17 protein-coding genes are annotated in these 18,351 nt (G+C 50.4%); 4 read left to right on the plus strand and 13 right to left on the minus strand.

What is annotated here, in order from left to right; all coding sequences use genetic code 11:
• The 8 genes from IZU26_RS08285 to galE all read right to left on the minus strand — a co-directional run bounded on the left by IZU26_RS08285 (window position 1) and on the right by galE (window position 11,108).
• Entirely contained in the window at window positions 1–888 is an 888-nt protein-coding gene (locus tag IZU26_RS08285; RefSeq protein ID WP_021329134.1) for a sugar ABC transporter permease, read from the minus strand.
• Complete coding sequence (locus tag IZU26_RS08290) at window positions 885–2,828, minus strand: carbohydrate ABC transporter permease (RefSeq protein WP_433278220.1); 1,944 nt, start codon at window positions 2,826–2,828, stop codon at window positions 885–887. Before IZU26_RS08290 ends, IZU26_RS08285 begins: the two co-directional genes overlap by 4 nt.
• Before the next feature lie 242 nt (window positions 2,829–3,070).
• The gene (locus IZU26_RS08295) at window positions 3,071–4,258 is read right to left on the minus strand and encodes a sugar ABC transporter substrate-binding protein (protein WP_310823443.1); all 1,188 of its coding nucleotides are present in this window, start codon (window positions 4,256–4,258) and stop codon (window positions 3,071–3,073) included.
• A gap of 91 nt (window positions 4,259–4,349) precedes the next feature.
• Window positions 4,350–4,808 carry a hypothetical protein gene (locus tag IZU26_RS08300; protein ID WP_433278222.1) on the minus strand — a complete coding sequence of 153 codons (459 nt, stop codon included), beginning with the start codon at window positions 4,806–4,808 and terminating at the stop codon, window positions 4,350–4,352.
• Window positions 4,809–4,823: 15 nt separating this feature from the next.
• Complete coding sequence (locus IZU26_RS08305; RefSeq protein ID WP_433278225.1) at window positions 4,824–6,959, minus strand: glycogen-binding domain-containing protein; 2,136 nt, start codon at window positions 6,957–6,959, stop codon at window positions 4,824–4,826.
• Window positions 6,960–7,091: 132 nt separating this feature from the next.
• Window positions 7,092–8,849: a glycoside hydrolase family 13 protein gene (locus IZU26_RS08310; protein ID WP_433278227.1), complete on the minus strand. Its 1,758-nt coding sequence runs from the start codon at window positions 8,847–8,849 to the stop codon at window positions 7,092–7,094.
• A 28-nt stretch (window positions 8,850–8,877) separates the two neighbouring features.
• Window positions 8,878–10,107: a M20 family metallo-hydrolase gene (locus tag IZU26_RS08315; RefSeq protein ID WP_021329202.1), complete on the minus strand. Its 1,230-nt coding sequence runs from the start codon at window positions 10,105–10,107 to the stop codon at window positions 8,878–8,880.
• Window positions 10,108–10,130: 23 nt separating this feature from the next.
• On the minus strand, window positions 10,131–11,108 hold the full coding sequence (gene galE, locus IZU26_RS08320; protein WP_433278229.1) for a UDP-glucose 4-epimerase GalE: 978 nt from the start codon (window positions 11,106–11,108) through the stop codon (window positions 10,131–10,133).
• A gap of 131 nt (window positions 11,109–11,239) precedes the next feature.
• On the opposite strand from galE, the gene sdaAB reads away from it, so the two are divergent.
• Complete coding sequence (gene sdaAB, locus IZU26_RS08325) at window positions 11,240–11,908, plus strand: L-serine ammonia-lyase, iron-sulfur-dependent subunit beta (protein WP_433278231.1); 669 nt, start codon at window positions 11,240–11,242, stop codon at window positions 11,906–11,908.
• Between the two features lie 3 nt (window positions 11,909–11,911).
• The gene (sdaAA, locus tag IZU26_RS08330) at window positions 11,912–12,796 is read left to right on the plus strand and encodes an L-serine ammonia-lyase, iron-sulfur-dependent, subunit alpha (protein ID WP_433278233.1); all 885 of its coding nucleotides are present in this window, start codon (window positions 11,912–11,914) and stop codon (window positions 12,794–12,796) included.
• 201 nt (window positions 12,797–12,997) lie between these two features.
• Here the strand turns inward: sdaAA and IZU26_RS08335 are convergent, their stop codons facing one another.
• Window positions 12,998–15,247: an FAD-dependent oxidoreductase gene (locus IZU26_RS08335; RefSeq protein ID WP_433278234.1), complete on the minus strand. Its 2,250-nt coding sequence runs from the start codon at window positions 15,245–15,247 to the stop codon at window positions 12,998–13,000.
• Window positions 15,248–15,444: 197 nt separating this feature from the next.
• Here IZU26_RS08335 and IZU26_RS08340 point away from each other — a divergent pair, with 197 nt between their 5' ends.
• Together IZU26_RS08340 and IZU26_RS08345 are read left to right on the plus strand one after the other, a co-directional pair.
• Window positions 15,445–15,900: a hypothetical protein gene (locus IZU26_RS08340; RefSeq protein WP_433278237.1), complete on the plus strand. Its 456-nt coding sequence runs from the start codon at window positions 15,445–15,447 to the stop codon at window positions 15,898–15,900.
• 80 nt (window positions 15,901–15,980) lie between these two features.
• On the plus strand, window positions 15,981–16,445 hold the full coding sequence (locus tag IZU26_RS08345; RefSeq protein WP_433278239.1) for a hypothetical protein: 465 nt from the start codon (window positions 15,981–15,983) through the stop codon (window positions 16,443–16,445).
• Window positions 16,446–16,478: 33 nt separating this feature from the next.
• Here IZU26_RS08345 and IZU26_RS08350 read toward each other — a convergent pair whose 3' ends face one another.
• The 4 genes from IZU26_RS08350 to IZU26_RS08365 form a co-directional block, all read right to left on the minus strand.
• Window positions 16,479–17,063: a regulatory protein RecX gene (locus IZU26_RS08350; protein ID WP_433278241.1), complete on the minus strand. Its 585-nt coding sequence runs from the start codon at window positions 17,061–17,063 to the stop codon at window positions 16,479–16,481.
• Window positions 17,064–17,090: 27 nt separating this feature from the next.
• The gene (gene rpsI / locus IZU26_RS08355; protein ID WP_021329099.1) at window positions 17,091–17,483 is read right to left on the minus strand and encodes a 30S ribosomal protein S9; all 393 of its coding nucleotides are present in this window, start codon (window positions 17,481–17,483) and stop codon (window positions 17,091–17,093) included.
• Between the two features lie 14 nt (window positions 17,484–17,497).
• Entirely contained in the window at window positions 17,498–17,926 is a 429-nt protein-coding gene (gene rplM, locus IZU26_RS08360) for a 50S ribosomal protein L13 (protein ID WP_021329162.1), read from the minus strand.
• A 144-nt stretch (window positions 17,927–18,070) separates the two neighbouring features.
• Window positions 18,071–18,304, minus strand: coding sequence for a hypothetical protein (locus tag IZU26_RS08365; protein WP_433278243.1), 234 nt, complete (start codon window positions 18,302–18,304; stop codon window positions 18,071–18,073).
• Window positions 18,305–18,351 lie beyond the last annotated feature (47 nt).

Consider the following 18,351-nt stretch of genomic DNA (forward strand, 5'->3'; position numbering starts at 1 on the left):
TTATTCCTTCCCGCCCGTTCCGGCGAGCGATTGAATGAGCGCTTTTTGTCCGAGCATAAATAAAACGGTAAACGGCACCGCGACGAGAAGCGCTCCTGCAGCGAACATCGTAAAGTTATCGGCAGCACGGCCGCTTATCATTTCATAGAGACCGACCGCAAGCGTTTTTTTGTCGTCGCTTCTGAGCACGAGGCGCGGGAAGATAAAGTCCATCCACGGCCCGGTAAAACTCGTAAGCGCAAGGAATACGAGCTGCGGTTTTGCGGCCGGCAAAACGACACGGACAAAAGCCGTAAACGGAGCAGCGCCGTCTATATATGCCGCTTCCGCGAGCTCTTTCGGAACCGTATCGAAATAGCCCTTCATAAGCCATGAATTGAACGGCAGGCTTCCCGCGGCATAGACGAGCACGAGTCCCCACAAAGTATTGAGGCCGTTGATTTTCCACAGAATGACATAGGTCGCAATCATTCCGATAAAACTCGGAAACATCTGAAGAATGATCATCGACGCCATAACCGTTTTGCGGAACGGAAACGTAAAGCGCGAAAAAATATATCCGACCGTACTGCACAGGAGAACCGTAAGCACGGTATTCATACATGCGATTTGCAGCGTATTCAGATACCAGTGCACGTAATTGGTACCGAGCACGTCCGTCGTGCCTTTAACGAATTGATTGGCGGGTGTCAGCAGGCGCTGAAACTGGAACAGCGACGGATCGCGGGGAAAGGGTACGATCGACGTCGATGCAAGCGAATTCGATCTTGTAAACGCCGCGCTGATCGTAAACGCAATGGGATACAGCACGACGACGAGCTGAATTACCAATATGATTGTCAAAAAAACGGTTACCGGAGAACGGCTGTTTGTTCTATCTTGTTTCATATTTCGCTTTCCTTGAACGATTTCGTCCGCATAAAATTGTACAGTGCAAACGGCACGAGTACGATAAAGACCAAAATAGAGAGCACCGATGCGATGTTGTACATATTCGGCGTATTCATCGTCAATTTAAATATCCACGATATGAGGATATCCGTAGATCCCGCCTGCGTCGAAATCGTATCGGGCAGATTCGGCCCTCCGGCGGTCAGGAAAAATACGGCGCCGAAGTTGTTGATATTCCCTGCGAACTGCATGATAAGAATCGGTTTCAGCTGGTACATCACGAGCGGGAAAGTAATACTTCGAAACTGTTCCCACTTATTCGCGCCGTCGATGACGGCCGCTTCGTACATCGAATTTGAAATGGCCGTCATGCTGCTGGTAATGAGGATCATGCTGTACGGAAATCCGATCCAAATATTGACGAGTATAAGCGTCAGCTTTGCCATCATCGGATCGGAAAGCCAGGGTATGCCTTGTGAAATGATTTTGAAAAAGATAAGCGTGCGGTTTATCGGGCCGAAAGTTCCGTTCAGTAAATTCGCCCAGATAAAAAGCGAAAGCATTTGAGGAATCGCATACGGAAGGATAAACACCGTTCGGTACAGTTCCGGAATCTTTATGCGCTTATCCTGCAGGATGACGGCAAAAAAGAATCCCGTAAAAAAGCAGGTAGTCGTCGAAAGAACCGCCCAAACGAGCGTCCACAGCGCAACGCGTGAAAAAGTGTTCGCCCACTGCCCGCCGCTGCTTCCGTGCGAACTGAACATCGTTACGAAATTTCTGAAACCGACCCAATCGACGAGGTTGTTCGGAGGAATATGATCCGGCGAAGAATAATTCGTAAATGCGACGAACGCCGAAAACAAAAGCGGTATAACCGTAAAAAACGCTATGAGGATAATGCACGGCGTAATTCCGATCACCGCAAACGAACGCTGCGAAATATCGTTGCGCGTTTCGCGAAGCGTCGGAAATTTATTGAATTTTATTATTTTTTCGGCATCTTCTTTTGCCGATTTTATATTGTACGCATACGTGATGAAAAAAATCGCAAGGACGATGAGACAAAGCAGACCGTTTATCATCATAAAGATGGAATGGTCGGCGTATTTCGTTACCGTCGTCGCCTGCGGAGAACCGAGCGTAATCAAACCTGCTATTGCGGTAACGATGGGACCTCGGAAAAACGCGCGATGTCCCTGTGTTCTGCGTCCGGCGGCGGCGGCATGTTTGCAAACGGCGCATCCGTCGTAATTTTCGTCGAACAATTCCATTTCACCTTTTGCGAGCGCCGTTTTTGCCGTCGCTTTGGAAAGTTTACGATCGTATTTTGCGGCTGCCGCAGCGTAACGGTCTATGAATTTTTCTCCGGCACGGTCGATTTCATCGGCATAGGCATCGTCCGCTTTGTCCGCAAGCTGAGATTGAAAATCATCGACTGCGGTATTGACTTCATCGACAAAATTGAAAACGGCATCTTCGACGGCATAGGGATCATCCCAATCGACCGAAGCGAAAAAGCCGGGAACAAAATCGTCGAAATGATTTTGCACCGCAGTGCCGAGTGCGGCGTCTTTCTTTTTGTAATAGCGCGTAACGGAAGCGATCCACGATTGCGCACTGTTTTGCACATAGGTGCGGATTTTTTCTTTGCGTGCAAGCACGATCTCTGCAAGGTTCGGCCAGTCGTTCGCTTCGAGATAATCGATCATCTCGACGGTATCGGGAGCGCCCTGCATATATTCGTAGGCGCTCTGATCTTTCGGTATGATTCTTTTTGTACCGAAGATAACGCAGCAAAGTATGACGACTTCAAAGAGCGCAAGGATGATGCCGCGTAAGTATTGTTTTAAGTAAAGAATTTGTCCGAGCCCCATAAAAAAACACGAAGCGACGGGAGCCTTCCTCACTTTGTCAGGGTTTACCCTATTGTTCATTTTTTATATCCCCTTTTAAAATAGAGAAACGTACATTTGGAATTGTATCGCAAAATCGTACTGAAAAAAAATTACGGTTTTAAATAAAACGGAGAGCGTACCGGCGAAAATATGCCGTGAAGTCTAAAGCGGGAAAAACAAAGCTGCGCAGAAAAACGGCGGAACGAATGCAAAGCAGCGTACGGACAAGCGTACTTTGCATTCGCCGGACTGCCGATGCGCTCCCTTTTATCGATAACCGATCAGCGAGCGGCGTCCATTGCGGCGGCGGCGGCGTTGAGATCTTTTTCAACGTTATCGCCGTCCCAAATGCCGGCATAGGCTGCATTCATCGCCGACCAATACGTACCCATTTGAGGAATCGTCGGCATGGGAATAGCGTACTTTGTCTGCGCCAAAATTCCGTTCGAAACCGGATCGTTCGTCGTGATGTCCGTTCTCGGCGGAATCTGCTTGGTGATTTCGAAACGTTTCATAAGCGCTTCTTTGCTCGTAATAAACGCGGCGAATGCGGCCGCTTCTTCCGCATTTTCGGAATACGAGCTGACAAATGCGAGACGTACGCCGGAAAACGAAGTCGCCGGTTTATTTTGTCCCGGAAATTCCGGAAGCGTCGTGATGCCGAAATCGACACCGGATTTCGTAAAATCCGAGATCTTCCACGGTCCGGTGATGATCATAGCCGCTTTTCCTTCGATAAACGAAGAATTGCAAAAATCTCCCGTCATATCGGCGGACGGAACGTCGAGAATCTGTTTGCGCAGATTTTGCAGATAGGTTAAACCTTTTATCGCAGCCGGGCTGTTGATATTGTGCTGCCGTCTGTCGCTGCCGTTCGGTCCGAAAAGCTGCGCGCCGAATGCGCTCATAAACATATATTCGTAATAGCCGTCGCCGACAGGCCACACGAGCGCATATTTGTTTTGCGATTTATTGTTGTACGTCTTTGCAAAGGCGATGACATCTTCCCACGTTTTCGGGGGCGTTTTAATGATTTTTTTATTATAAAAAAGACCGTAGGTTTCAATGCCGAGCGGATATCCGTACACTTTGCCTTTATACGTCGCGGCCGTTTTCGCCGCCGGAATAAACGGATCGAGATAGCCTGCCGTCGTATTCGCAACGACGTGTCCGCCGTTTACAAGAGCCCCGATATGATCGTGAGGGGCGACGAAAACGTCGGCACCCACGCCCGCGGGTCCGTCCAATTCGATCTTTGCGCGCGTGTCCGTCGATCCGACGGGTTCGTACGTGATCGTCGTTCGATTATGCGTTTTTTTAAATTCCTTTATAGCCCAAACGATGAACTCCTGTTCCGGGCCGGCCGATTCCCATACTTTAAGCGAAATGCGCTTTGCGGGCGCCGCAGACGCCGCAGCCGTGCACAGTGCCGCCGCCGCGAGCGCGCATAAAAATCCCCTATGTTTCATACTGTTCCTCACTTATTTTTTATAAATGCATAGTAAATAAAAGAAACTGTCCGAAAACCTCAGTTTTCGGACAGTCCGTATACGACACTTTTTATTCGAATTTGACTTTTATAGTCGATCCGCTGGCGGTAATCGTGATCTTATACTTCGTGCCGATCGTCAATCCGCTAAGCACGATATTGTTTGCGCCTCCGACATCCGTAACGATCTCCGTGCCGGCTGTGATCGGCCCGCCGTTCGTCGCCCAGTTCGTAGCTCCCCCTTCGTCGAGCAAAAGCTTAAACGACGTTTTACCGGCATGGTCGCCCCATGCGCCCTCTTTTTCCGCCGAATGCGTAAACTCGTATGTCGCTTTTCCCGCTGCAAATGTAATCGGCACGCGCATTGTGCCCCACATATCCGTGCCCGCCGCATCTCCTGCCGTCGCGCCTCCGATGATATATGCAGGCGTAAGCGCTACCGGTAAATCGGGATCACCGGTCGTGCATCCCGTAAAAACAAGCGCCGCTATCGCTGCGGCGATAAGTGCCGCCATTGTCATTTTTTTCATCATTTTTCCTCCCGATTAGAGATCCCACACGAGACCTATGCGAATTGCCGTTTCGCCGTCATAGTCGCCTCGGCTGTCCGTATGGCGATACCACGTATAGCTGTCGGTATTGTATCGATACGCCGTCGGCCCGTCGTTGAATTCTTTGAACGGATCCATACCCGCCAATACGTAGCAATACGCGGTCGGCTTGTAAATGGCCGCAACGTTGAGCTTTTTCCGTGCGCCGATAAAGAACGCAAACGGGTTTATAATATCGTCGAAGTCTTTCGCACCTTCCGTTCGCACTCCGATACCGCAGCTTGCCACGATGTCGCGCAACATCGAAACATCCGCCGAAAGCGTATTGAATACGTATTCGCCTCCGAGATTGTCGAACGCGTACGTTGCGGTCAGACCTTTTACGACTGCCGTATCAAAGGTTTGATTATAACGCACACCCGCTTCCGCGACGATAAAGGCGCTCTTGTCTTTGCGCTTAAACTCGTCGTCGCTTTTCGTAACCGCATCGAATCTGATATAGCCGTCGACTTTTGCAGGGAAATCAAAGTACGGATTGAAGTCGTACGCTGCGTGCGGTTTTATTTTAATGAGAGCCGTATCTTTGTTGTTGAATTTCGTCGTTTCGTCGTAGTAATAATCCTTGTCTTTGTTGAGTACGGTCGTAAACTGCGCATCCAAGCCGACGGTAAGCGCGTTATCGAGCAGCATGACATCGGCGCCGCCGAAGATCACTTGAGTATTGCGGAAACCGAGCTGATCGGTGATATTGTTATGATCGTCCGCTCCTTGTTCGACATACATCATATTGGCCTGAATACCGCGGTGCCGATACCCGACCGTCGCTTTGACCGTATCCGAGCCGAATGAAACGTTCACGTTGGAAGCGGAATTATTGCCGAAGTTGTTATCGTTGTCGTCAACCAAACCGACATCGGATGACGCCGGAGCGTACAGCGTCTTCGTTCCGTCGCCGTTGTCGTACGAACCGTAACGGTTCCAAAGAGCGTTCGCTTTTACGGTGACGGGTCCGTAAATACCCTGATAGCCCAAGATGATGTCGTGTTCCATCACTTCTTTGAAAATTCTATCATAGGTTTTGCCGTATGCGCCGTTATATTGGAGATCGATATACTGCGGGAAATCGGCAATGTTAAAGCGCGCCCATCCGTAGGTGTACATACCGTACTGCGAACCTGCACGGTCTGCAGAGCGGTTCGGAGCGATGACGACATCGGCTTCCACGCCGGTATCTGCGAGCACTTTTGCAAACAGCGGTGCAAAATCGAATTGATTGAAACCGCCGACTTCATTGTAGCCCGCTTCCCATTCTTTATCGACCGTGTTCCAGTTTACGTTTTGGTGCGGAGAAAGCTTCGCATATTTATAGCCGGTCGTCCAGTTTACGTACGGCGTATCCAATCCCATTTTGAGGTGCCCGAGATAGGATTTCGCCTTATCCTGTCCTCCGTAATAATAAATCGGATCGAAAATCGTGTCGACTAAAAGATTTTTCCAACCGTCGGCCCAATCCGTCTTACCGCGTTTATACAGATTGTCAAAACCTTTTTGTTCGGCGACCGCCACTTCGATGTACATAGGCAGACGCGGAAGCGCTTCGCCGCTTATTTTAAGATACGAATAGAGATTCAAACCGGCGCTGTCGAAGTCGCTTTTAGCGTCTTTCGTACCGTCGCCCCACTTCATCTGATAACCGAGCATACTCCATGTTGAAAATTTCAGATTACCGGCGCGTTTCGCACCTGCAGCGGCATTTTCCGATTTGCTTTGCGCCGCAACCAAAACGTCGACATCGACAAGACCGTTGTGTCCGCCGAAGCCGTCGTCCACTTTGTCCGGCTCGCGTAAGTCTTCCGTCCAGTTTCCGTCTGAAATAAATTTATATTTCATAACGGTTCCCGGCGGAACGATACGGACATATGTCCATCCCTTTTCACCTTTTGTCATCGGCAGAGCGCCGTTTTGCCAATCGGTAAAGTCTCCTGCGATGACAACCTCTTGTGCACGCGGATTTCCATAGAAGAACGTTACTTCTATATTTCCGTCGCCGAGTTTTTTTACCGATACGTCCGCCGATACATGAACGGCGAGAATCAGTAAAACAGAGATGAAAACACAAAACTTTTTCATTAAAGCCTCCTTCATAAAGCCTTTTTTGTACTTTCAATAATTATCCTGCGATATTTTAAATCTGTCAACAAAATTTTTAAGTATTTTTTAAGTTTTTTTTCGCAGCTGCTAATAAAGCGGCGGTCGGGAAAGCTATGTGAGCATTACGACAAATCCGCCGGCATGCAATATACCGGATTCGTACGCGCCGCTCATCACCGGTTTTCCGCCGGTATCGGCGATACGGACGTCTTCGTTTCCGAAATTAAATACGATATCCGCCGTTTCCCCATCGGCAAATTTGCGTATATGCACAAGGCGGGAATCGGCTTTTGCCGCTCCTTCATATATAAAGCGCACGTCGGTGCTTCGAAGCGCGCGGTGCGTGCGGCGGAGCGCGATCAACTTTTTCGTAAAATCGATTTGCTCGTCGTACGTGCCGCTTTCGATTTCTTTCCACGGCATACACCGTCTATTGTCGGGATCGTGGGCGCCTTCGAGAAGCACTTCGGTGCCGTAATACAGACATACGCTGCCGGGCATCGCAAACAAAAACACAAGCTGCTGCAGCGTTTTATCGCGGTTTTTCGTCTTTGTAACGAGCCTTACGGTATCGTGGCTGTCCAATAAATTGAATTGTACGCGAGTCGTCTGGTTGTAATACATCGTAAAACAATAATTGATATTCCTCTCAAGCGTCCGCGTATCCGTTTCAGGCGAAGAGGCGAAATCGAAAACGGCATTCGAAAGCGGATAATTCATAACCGCATCGAATTCGTCGCCGCGCAGCCACGGCATCGAATTATGCCATATTTCCCCGACGATATAAAAATCGCTTTTCAGTTTACGCATACGCTCATGCAGCTCGCGGCAGAAAACGTGCGACAGTTCGTTTGCAACATCCATGCGAAGCGCATCGATGTCGTATTCCTTCACCCACGTTTCGCACACATTCAGCAAATATTCCCGTACTTCGGGATTGTTCGTATTAAGCTTGGGCATGCCGTCCGCAAATGCAAACGTATAATAATCGCCGTGCCGCGCTTTGCCGCTGCCGGCGAAATCAAAATTATTGACGATATACCACGATGCGTATTTCGATTTGTCGCGGTTTTTAAGCACGTCTTGCCATGCAAAAAAATCCGTGCCCGTATGATTGAAAACGCCGTCGAGCATAACGCGGATGCCGCGTTTGTGCGCTTCCGATACGAGGCGCTTCATATCGTCATTCGTACCGAACGATTCGTCTATCCGCAGGTAATCGGTCGTATCGTATTTATGCTGCGACGGAGAGCGGTTGACGGGATTGAGATACAAACCGGTTATGCCGAGCCGCGCAAGGTAATCGAGCTTGTCGGTAATACCCTGCAGATTACCGCCGTATCGCTCTTCATTCGTTACCGTTTTGTCGGGAGGCGCCCATTTGCGATACGCATTTGTATCGGCTTTACCGCCCCTGCAAAAGCGCGACGGAAAAATTTGGTACCACACCGTATTTTCCGGCCATACGGGAGGCGTACAGATATCGGCTTCGTTCATCCACGGAAATATAAACACGAAAGGAAAGGTTTGCTTTTTCAAATCCGCTTGCGTAAAAAAACCGTTTTCGACAAAGCACAGCGTTTGCTCGCCGTCGTCGAGTTCAAAATAATATTGACATCGTTTGAATTCTGGCTTTACCGCGAGAGACCACCACAGGTGATCGGGCAGCTCACGCACGTCCGTCATTTCCGTGCGTTTTCCGATCCAATTCCACGCACCTCCCATGAGGCCGCGGTCAAACGGATCGCCCCAAACAAGCGTTACGCGCCGAATATCTTTTCCGGTGCGTATGTGTATCGAAAGCGTATCTTTATCAAGCGGATAACAGTAATTGTCAAACGAACGATGTTCAACTGCGGCAAAGTTCATGATCGCCCCTGTAAAAATTGCGTGCCGTTCAGGCGCCGAACAAAAATGCGAGCGTCTGTGCGTCGGAAACGATATTGTCGAGGATGCAGTATTCGTCGGGCTGATGCGCCATGTCGTCTAGCGTGCTCCATACGGCGGCGTTGTAGCCGAGCTCCCGAAGCGGAGCTGCGACGGTACCGCCTCCGATGCCGATCGTCCGAGCGGTTTTTCCGTGCACCGCTTTGAGCGCTTCGGAAAGCTTTTGCACGACGGGAGCGTCGACGGGAGTTGCCGGCGATTCGCCTGCCTGCGGCATCGTATATTCGATTTTTACGCCGTATTTTTTTTCTATCGCTTTGCAGCGCTTATCGACTTCAGCGTACACTTCTTTGAGCGTATAGCACGGGATGATCCTGCAGTCCATGCAGAACACGTCTTCTCCCGGAATGATATTGATGCCGGCTACGTTTTGCATTCGCATCGTCGGCTCAAAAGTCGAACAGTCGGGCGTAAAAAGCGGATCGCGCTTGTCGAACACGTCTTTCATATCGTGGAGCGAAAGCGCAAGGGCATCGGAGGCAAGACAGGCATTGCATCCGGTGTCGGGACGCGAGCCGTGCGTCTGTTTGCCCGTTACACGGAAGCGGAGCCATAAAATATTTTTTTCGGCGACTTCGATCGTTTCTCCCTTTGCGTCTCCGCCGTCGGGAATGACGATGATGTCTTCTTTGCGGAAAAGCTTGTGCGCTTTTAATAAATATTTTATGCCGTATTCGCTGCCCACTTCTTCGTCGGCCATAAATAAAAGTTTGACCGTGTGTTCGGGGACGATGCCGCACTTCATATACGCGAGGGCGGCAAAGACGCCGGACGTGAGCCCCTGCTGATTGTCTTCGACGCCGCGCCCGTAGAGCTTGCCGTCTTTTTCGACGACTTTCCACGGATCGGAATGCCACAGCGATTTTTCACCGACGGGTACGACATCCAAGTGCGCCATAACCCACACCGAAAAATCGTCCGATTTGCCGGGAAGGGTCACGACGGCGTTCGGACGTATGCCGCTTGCAACGCGCGGATCGGGCGCGTCGTAGCGTTCGATATTCGTAAAACCCTGTTCGCGGAGCCACGCGATAAGCGCTTCGCATTTTTCGATTTCACCCTGCCCGCCGTTTTCCGGAGCGAGGGCGGGATGGCTCGTCAAAAGCGTTTCGAGCGCGACGATATCGCGTTTCGAAGATGCGATATAATCGAAGAGTTTTTGTTTCGTATCTTTATCCATTTTTTTCACCTCACAGCGCAATACTATTGTGCATTGTATTTTTGATATGCGTTCCACGTCGTGCGGACGAGCGTATCCGTATCGGAATACTCCGCTTTCCAGCCGAGCTTTTCGTACGCATATTTGCTCGTCGCAACGAGAGATGCGGGATCTCCTGCACGGCGCGCGACATAGTCGGCGGGAATCGGACGGCCTGTGATACGCCGCGCGGCTTCGACCATTTCCGTCACCGTCGTGCCTTTTTCGCTTCCGAGATTTACCGAAATGCTTTCGTCGTGTTCTGCGATGTATTCGAGCGCTTTTACGTGGGCGGCGGCCAAATCGCTTACGTGCACGTAGTCGCGGATACAGGTTCCGTCGCGCGTATCGTAGTCGCTGCCGAATATTTTGAGCTTTTCGCGCATACCGCAGGCGACTTCCATGATCACCGGCAAAAGGTTTGCGGGATTTTGTTCGAGACCCGAGAGTTCTCCGTCGACGTCGTAGCCTGCCGCGTTAAAATAGCGGAGAGCTGCAAAGCGCAAACCTCGCAGTTTTTCGTACCACGCCATAAACTCTTCGATCGAAAGCTTCGTATAGCCGTAATAATTTTCGGGATGCTTCGGATGGCTTTCATCTATCGGAAGATACTGCGGCTCTCCGAATACGGCCGCGGACGACGAAAACACCATGCGCTTGCAGCCGTGAGAGGCGGCTGCGTTTAAGATATTGAGCGTACCGTTGATATTATTAATAGAATATTTTTCAGGACTCACCATCGATTCGCCGGCCGCTTTAAAAGCCGCCAAGTGTATAAAGGCGTCAAAGCCTTTTGCAAAGGCCGCGTCCAAATCACCCGGGATCAAAATCGTTCCGTATATGAATTCGTTTTCTTTAAAAAGATTTTGGCGCAATCCGCTCGAAAGATTGTCGAAAACGGTTACGCGGTGATTTTGCTTCATCAATTCTTTAACGACGTGACTGCCGATATACCCGGCGCCGCCGATTACCAATACGTTCATGTATGCCTCCGCTACGGCGGTCAGTATAGCGCATTTTCACCGTCTCTGCCATAGTTGCAATTAATCAACATCGATGTCCCTGTAATTGATTTTACCGTTCCGTAATGCTAGTATTTCGATTCGGTATATCTATGAACGTCTTTCATATCATCGGACCCGTCATGATCGGACCGTCAAGTTCGCATACGGCGGGAGCGGTACGCATCGGGCGCGTCGCACATAAAATTCTCGAAGGTGCCGAACCGGCAAAAATCACCGTAGAACTTTCCGGCTCCTTTGCGAAAACTTATGCGGGGCACGGCACGGACAGAGCGCTGCTTGCGGGAATCATGGGCTTTGACAGCGATTCCCCCGAAATCAGAGACGCGTTTGCGATCGCCGAGCGGAAACACATCCGCTACGAAATCGTTCCTATCGACATACCCGACACGCATCCGAATACGGCACGCATTTCCATAACCGCAAAAGACGGAAAAAAAATTATCGTGCAGGGGTCGAGTATCGGCGGCGGTAATATCCGCATAACGCGGATAAACGATATGAAAGTCGATTTTTCAGGCGAAAACAATACGCTTTTGGTTTTGCACTACGACAAGCCGGGACTGGTCGCCGCCGTTACGAATCTCATGTTCGAAGAATACAAAACGATGAACATCGGAAACTTTAAACTGTCGCGGTCTTTTAAAGGCGGGCCTGCTCTCATGACGATCGAAGTCGACGGACAGATTCCGGACGGTCTTACGGAAGATATCAAACACATTCCGAATGTGATACACATTTTATTGATAAAGGCGATTTAAACTATGTTGGCATATACATCGATTGCAGAATTGACGGAAGCCGCACAGGCGCAAAACAAAACGATAAGCGAAATCGTCATCGCCGATCAGGCTGCGGACATGGAAAGCACTCCCGAAGCATTGTACGAAAAAATGGATCGAAGCTTTCAAGTGATGATCGAAGCCGTACAATACGGACAGAAAAAAAATCAAAAATCGATGTCGGGCTTGACCGGCGGCGAAGGCTATAAAATGCTGCACTATGCCGAAGTTTCAGGCGGCGGGCTGTGCGGTTCGTTTATAACGCGCGCGCTGAGCCGGGCTTTGGCGGTTTCAGACTGCAACGCCTCTATGGGTAAAATCGTCGCGGCTCCCACTGCCGGCAGCTGCGGCATCCTTCCGGGCTGTTTGATTTCCATGTATGAAGATAAAAAAATCGAGCGCAGAGCGGCGGTCATGTCGCTTTTTACCGCAGGCGCTTTCGGCATGGTCATAGCGAACGAAGCGAACATCGCCGGCGCCGAAGGCGGCTGTCAAGCGGAATGCGGAAGCGCCGCCGCGATCGCTGCCGCAGCCCTTGTCGAGTTGCAGCGCGGCACACCTTCACAATGCGCCGACGCGTGCGGCATTGCCATTTCCAATCAGCTCGGTCTCGTGTGCGATCCGGTAGCCGGTCTTGTCGAAATTCCGTGTATCAAGCGCAATGCGGCAGCTCTTATGATCGCTTTTTCAGCCGCCGATATGGCCCTCGCCGGCATCTCATCGGAAATCCCCGCGGACGAATGCATTTTTGCGATGCGCCAAGTCGGAGAAGCGCTGCCGTCCTCTCTGCGCGAGACATCGCTCGGAGGACTTGCGGCGACTCCCACCGCGCAAAAATTAAAAGAGAAAGTATTCGGAAAAAATTGACTATGCGCTTCTAAAAACCGAAGTTTCCGAGTACCCTAATGCATCCGGGGAAATAGGGCTGTCCGAAAACTCCGGTTTTTAACAATAATCGATATTCGCATAAAAAAATACGGCGGTTCGAGCAAATCGAAACCGCCGTATACCGCTTTGCGCCGCCGAAAGCGGAGCAAAGCAAAAGACAGCTTTTTACAGCCTGTTTTCTTATTTTATTAAATTCGCCTTTTTCATAGCCGTCGCAAGCGCTTCTTTAAACGCGGTAGACGTCATCGTGGCACCTGAAACCGTGTCGAGCTCTGCGCTCTGTTTTTGCAGCGCCTGCTCGGTAAGTTTTGCGATCGCTTCGGGGCCGATGCCGGGCGTTTCGGAGTGTTTGATCACTTTGATGTCGGTCATCTTGCCGTCTTTAACGGTAATCTGTACGCGAACCGTTCCGCCCATACCCTTGTCGGACGCGCCCGTAAAGGTGTTGTTCGCAGCTCCCGACATGCTCGTATAGTTGAAGATGGAACCGGATGCTGCAGTCGTTTTTTGACCGGCTGCAATCGCCTTTAATTCGGCTTCTTTTTCGGAATGCGTTTTCGTTGCGCGCGTAGAACCGCGAAGCGAAAAGTACGAAGCTTTGTCGGTCTTCGTCTTGTAGTTCGTTTCGGGACCGGCGAATGCGGGATCGAGAGCCGTGCTCGCCGTCGCAAATCCGTCTTTATCGACGGAAGCGGCCGAACGGCCTGCGATATAACCTGCCGTGATGACGCGGCCGAGTCCGTGTACTCTCATACCGCCGGCGGATTCGCCTGCGCAAAAGAGGTTCGGAATCAGTTTTCCGTGCAAGTCGACAACCTGCATTTTGTCGTCGACGCGCAAGCCGGCAAGCGTATCGTGAATGTTCGACACCGCCCACAACGCGTAGAAGGGGCCGGTTTTGATTTGGTTTTGCAGCGTGGTTTTTCCCCAATCGCCGTCTTTTCCGGCCGCGACAAAGGAATTGTAGCGGTTGACCGTGTCGACGAGGGTTTTGGGATCCATCTTGATGTTTTCGTAGTATTTGTTGACGACCTTTTGTGCAAGCTCTTCAAGCGTATCGGCTTTGAACGCATAGCCGCCTTCGAAATCGAGAACGCCCTGTTCCATAACCCAGTCGTTGCGTTTTGCGGCTGCGTCGTCGACGATAGCCCATACCGGGCCGCCGTAGCATTCGGCGTTTCCGTCGCCGTCCGCGTCGATAAATACGCTCGTTGCGGCGCTGTTAAAAAAGCGCTGATATTCGGGGCCGGGGAATACTCCGCGGTAATCGTCTTCGTTGGCAAAGCGCTGTCCGAGCATATTGACGACGATCATGCTGTTGAGATCCATTTCGATACCGGTTGCTCTCGAAAGCGCCCAGATTTTGCTGTCTTTCATAAAGCCGCGGCCGTAGCCGTACTGGCAGCCGATGCGGTTCGGAGCTTTCATCTGCGCGCCGCCTTCGGACATTTGGTACGACGACAGCGACATAAGAGCAGCCCCTATTTCCATTGCGGCGATTTCACCCGATGCATCCTGATCGGAGAAGGGCATACCGCCCAGTCCGTCGTATTCAGGACCGAGGCGCGGATCGAACATCGTGCGGAATTGCACGTTGCCGGTCGAACCGCCGGTCGCGATGATAACGGCTTTGTTCGCTTTGATGTTCAGCGTTTCTTTCGTGCTGTCGATATTGCCGTCTGACATAAGGCTCGTAAGCGGTTTGCTTTCGCCCGGAAGAACGTGCGGCGTATAGTGAGCCTGCACGCCGAGCACTTTTCCCGACTGACCGTTTTCGCGGTAGATTTTGTCCATGTGATAGTTGAGAAGGAATTTTGCACCCTTTTCGCGAACCGATTTTTCGAGCGGACGGGTAACCGCAACGCCTGCAGCCGTCGTGCCGGTGTATTCGTTTTTCCATTCGCCGCTGTCGGAATACGTCATGCGTCCGACGCTGTCCGGATCCGAACCGCCGTCGCGATAGTAGTTGCGAACCATCGGTTCGATTTCCAATACCTTTACGCCGTTCTTTAAGATAAAGTCGTACGCTTTTGCCATGCTGTTCGCAACGGAACGCACTTGTGAAACTTCGTTAAAGCGCGAATCGACCGCTTGGCCTCTGGTATGATCGTAGTAGTACAAATCGGCCGAATCTTCGATACCCCATTCTTTTTGCGAAACCGTGCTGCCGCCCGAGTGCAGCTGACCTTCGCTGACCGCCGCGTGTCCGCCGACATCCCAGTTCGTTTCAACGAACAAAACGGATGCGCCGTCTTCGATCGCTTTGAGTCCCGCGGGCAAACCCGCGCCGCCGGCTCCGATGATGACGACGTCCGCTTGGTAGTCCCATTTGACTTTCGTGCCGCTGCCGCAGCCCACAGCGAGCATCATAGCCGCACACACAGATAAAATCGCAATTTTCGACAAAACGCGATTGTCCGATACTTTCATATATGCCTCCTAAATAATACCTCTGCCAAAATCATACGCCGAAACGCATTTTTATGCGCAAATATTATATGTTTTCCGCATATTTTTGTCCAGAAGATAATTTACAATCTCAAACCGATACATATTGAAAAAGCGATTGACAAAAGGATAAAACTAATCATATTATCACCCCTACATAATTTTTTGAGGCGGATACGGTGAAAAATACGTACAAAACAAAACTCTATCGTGTACTTTTAAACCTCGTCTTCGGAACGGCGGCGGCATTGTTTGTCGCGTTTATCGCATCGATATGGCTTAAAAGCGCGCTATGGTTCGTTTTGATTTTTGCAGCGGTTTTGGCGCTCTACATTCGGACGGTCATCATAGGTAATATGATCGTTATAGAAACGGACGGCTCAACTCTGTCCGTAAAACAAGGTAAAAAAATCGATACGTATTCACTGGACACCACATCAGTCAGAGCAAAAACGGTTACTTCGAACGGCGAAACGGAATGTACGCTCTACCTGACGCGGCAGGGAGAAAACGAAACGACCGTAAACTGCGAACTTATCGGTATCGCGCAGTTCGAAAAATTGTTAAGCGATTTGGGTATCGACGGCGATCCCGTCACCAAACTGACCACTATCACGGAAAGTCAAAACAAATAACCGCTCCGAATACGGGACGGCAGGAATGTTTCGAGTTTAAAAAATCGAAATTTTCAATTACTAACATCAAGGAGAATATGATGGACAGCGCTCTTTCCAATGCAAATAATATCGGTCACGTATATTATTTTATCATTATCCCGATCGGGATCATCGCCTATGCGGCGTATATGTTTTTCAGGCTCAAAGGCGACCGCCGGAGAAAGCAGGATTGGCTCACAGCACATCCGAATGCGGCAAAAGTATACATTGGGAAAAACAATTCAATTCTAAAAAAACTGATGCACAAAATACAGGTTATATCCGTCGACGGTGAAAAGCCGATTTTCTTTACGGAAAAAACGGTAAACGGATTTTTTGTCGCGCCGGGAACGCATGTCGTCGAATCGTCGTTTTCAAAAACGCGACCCGGATTTTTCTACCGAAGCGTTACAACGACCTATCGGCCGAGCAAACAGGAAATCACCGCACAAACGGGAAAGTCATACAATTACACATTTGACACTGAAAGCGAATCCTACCGCTTCGAAGAACTCGGCATTTAAAAACGAATACGGGACGCACCGCGCGGCGTCCCGTCAAAGCTCGCTTTTACCCGCAGCGCTCCGTATCGTTTTTTGCGAAAAGCCGTGCTGCCGCAAATAATTGATAATTTTATCTTCCCGCATGCGGCGCCGATTGCATTTTTCGAGCGCTTTTTTGCAGATCGCTTCTTCAGAATTTTCCGAAAAGAATTCGTCGAGCGCAGCATCGGCGACTTCCCGCGCTATGCCGCGAAAAGCGAGTTCGGAAGAGAGTCTCGCCCTTCCCTCCAAGTGATTGATTTTGCGCACATCCAGCCATGCGCGTGCAAAGCGCGCATCGGAAAGAAAGCCTTCGCGTTCGAGGTAATCGAGCACCTTTTCGATGTGGCGCCTTTCGATGCCTTTTGCACCGAGTTTCCGCGCCAAATTAAAACGCGACTGTTCCGCCCTCGCCAAATACGAAAGCGCTTTCGATTCCGCCGCATAACAAAATCCCGCGTCTATAATGTCTTCTTCATCTTCCCCTGAGAAAACGCCGCCGCCTAAAATCGCTTCGGAATCGACTCGCATCAAATACGCTTCGCGTATAAAAAAAGCAGGCCCTTCTTCGGTCGTAATTTTTATACAACCGGAGGACACCTGCTTCGTTTCTGAAACGACCACCGCTTAACGCTTGCTGAACTGGAATCTTCTGCGTGCACCGCGCTGACCGTATTTTTTGCGTTCCGGCATGCGGGAATCGCGCGTCAGGTACCCGTTCGCTTTAAGCGCCGTGCGGGAATCCTGATCGATTTGAACGAGGGCGCGCGAAATGCCGTGAAGGCAAGCCGCAGCCTGTCCGTTCATACCGCCGCCCTGAACGGTGATGAGGATATCGTATTTGTTATCGTTCGACGTGACGAGCAGCGGCTGGCGGACGATCTGCACCTGTTCGTCGGTAACAAAATAATCTTTCGGCTCTTTTCCGTTGACAACGATTTTACCCGAGCCGTCGCGCACAAAAACGCGCGCAACCGCAGTCTTTCTTCTTCCCGTACCGATTGCCAAATTTTTTACCATACTGAAACTCCTAATCAAACTTCAAGCGGCTGAGGATTCTGCGCTTTATGCGGATGTTCCGCGCCTGCATACACTTTTACATTTTCGAAAAGCACGCGGCCGAGCCGGTTGTGCGGAAGCATACCTTTGATGGCACGTTCGAGCGGTTCGGACGGATGGCGGGCAAGCAATTTTTCAAACGTATAGTGTTTGAGGTTGCCGACAAAACCGGTATAATTGTAGTACATTTTCTTTTGCTCTTTCCCGCCGGAAACGGCAATTTTGTCCGCGTTGATGATGACGACATAATCGCCCGTGTTTTGGTGCGGCGCATACGACGCCTTGTGCTTGCCGCGCGCGACAGAGGCGGCTTTTGCGGCAACGCGGCCGAGCGGCTTACCCGCAGCATCGATCACGTACCATGTACGTTTTATATCCTGCGCTTTTACAAAAATCGTATCCATAATAAAATCCTGCAAAATAAAAGTATGCGTGTTCGATAACGATGCATCGCGCCGTCGAACACAAAACGACGGTGAGCAGCCGCCGTTTTACAATACGGGGAAGCTCATTGTATCTTATTTTTTATCGCTTAGTCAATACGACGCTTATTTTTTTTCTTCCCGTTCGCGGGCTTCCCGCTCTTCGCGCGCGGCTTCTCTTTTGTCTTTAATATCGGCTACGCCGATAAACAGGCAGATAAGACCGATGAGGGCGGCAAGGACGGGCAGACAGCCTCTGAGAAATGCAAGTACGTCGGCGCTCCAGTTGAGCGGAAATGACGGAAGCAGCGCAAAAACGGTAAACGCGATTAAAATGATTCCTGCAATCAACGATATCATACGTAAAACTCCTTTTACAAAATCATAATAGCCCGAATAAGGGGTTT

The organism is Treponema sp. SP13 (assembly GCF_050938355.1).
In the GTDB taxonomy this organism is placed as follows: domain Bacteria; phylum Spirochaetota; class Spirochaetia; order Treponematales; family Treponemataceae; genus Treponema_D; species Treponema_D socranskii.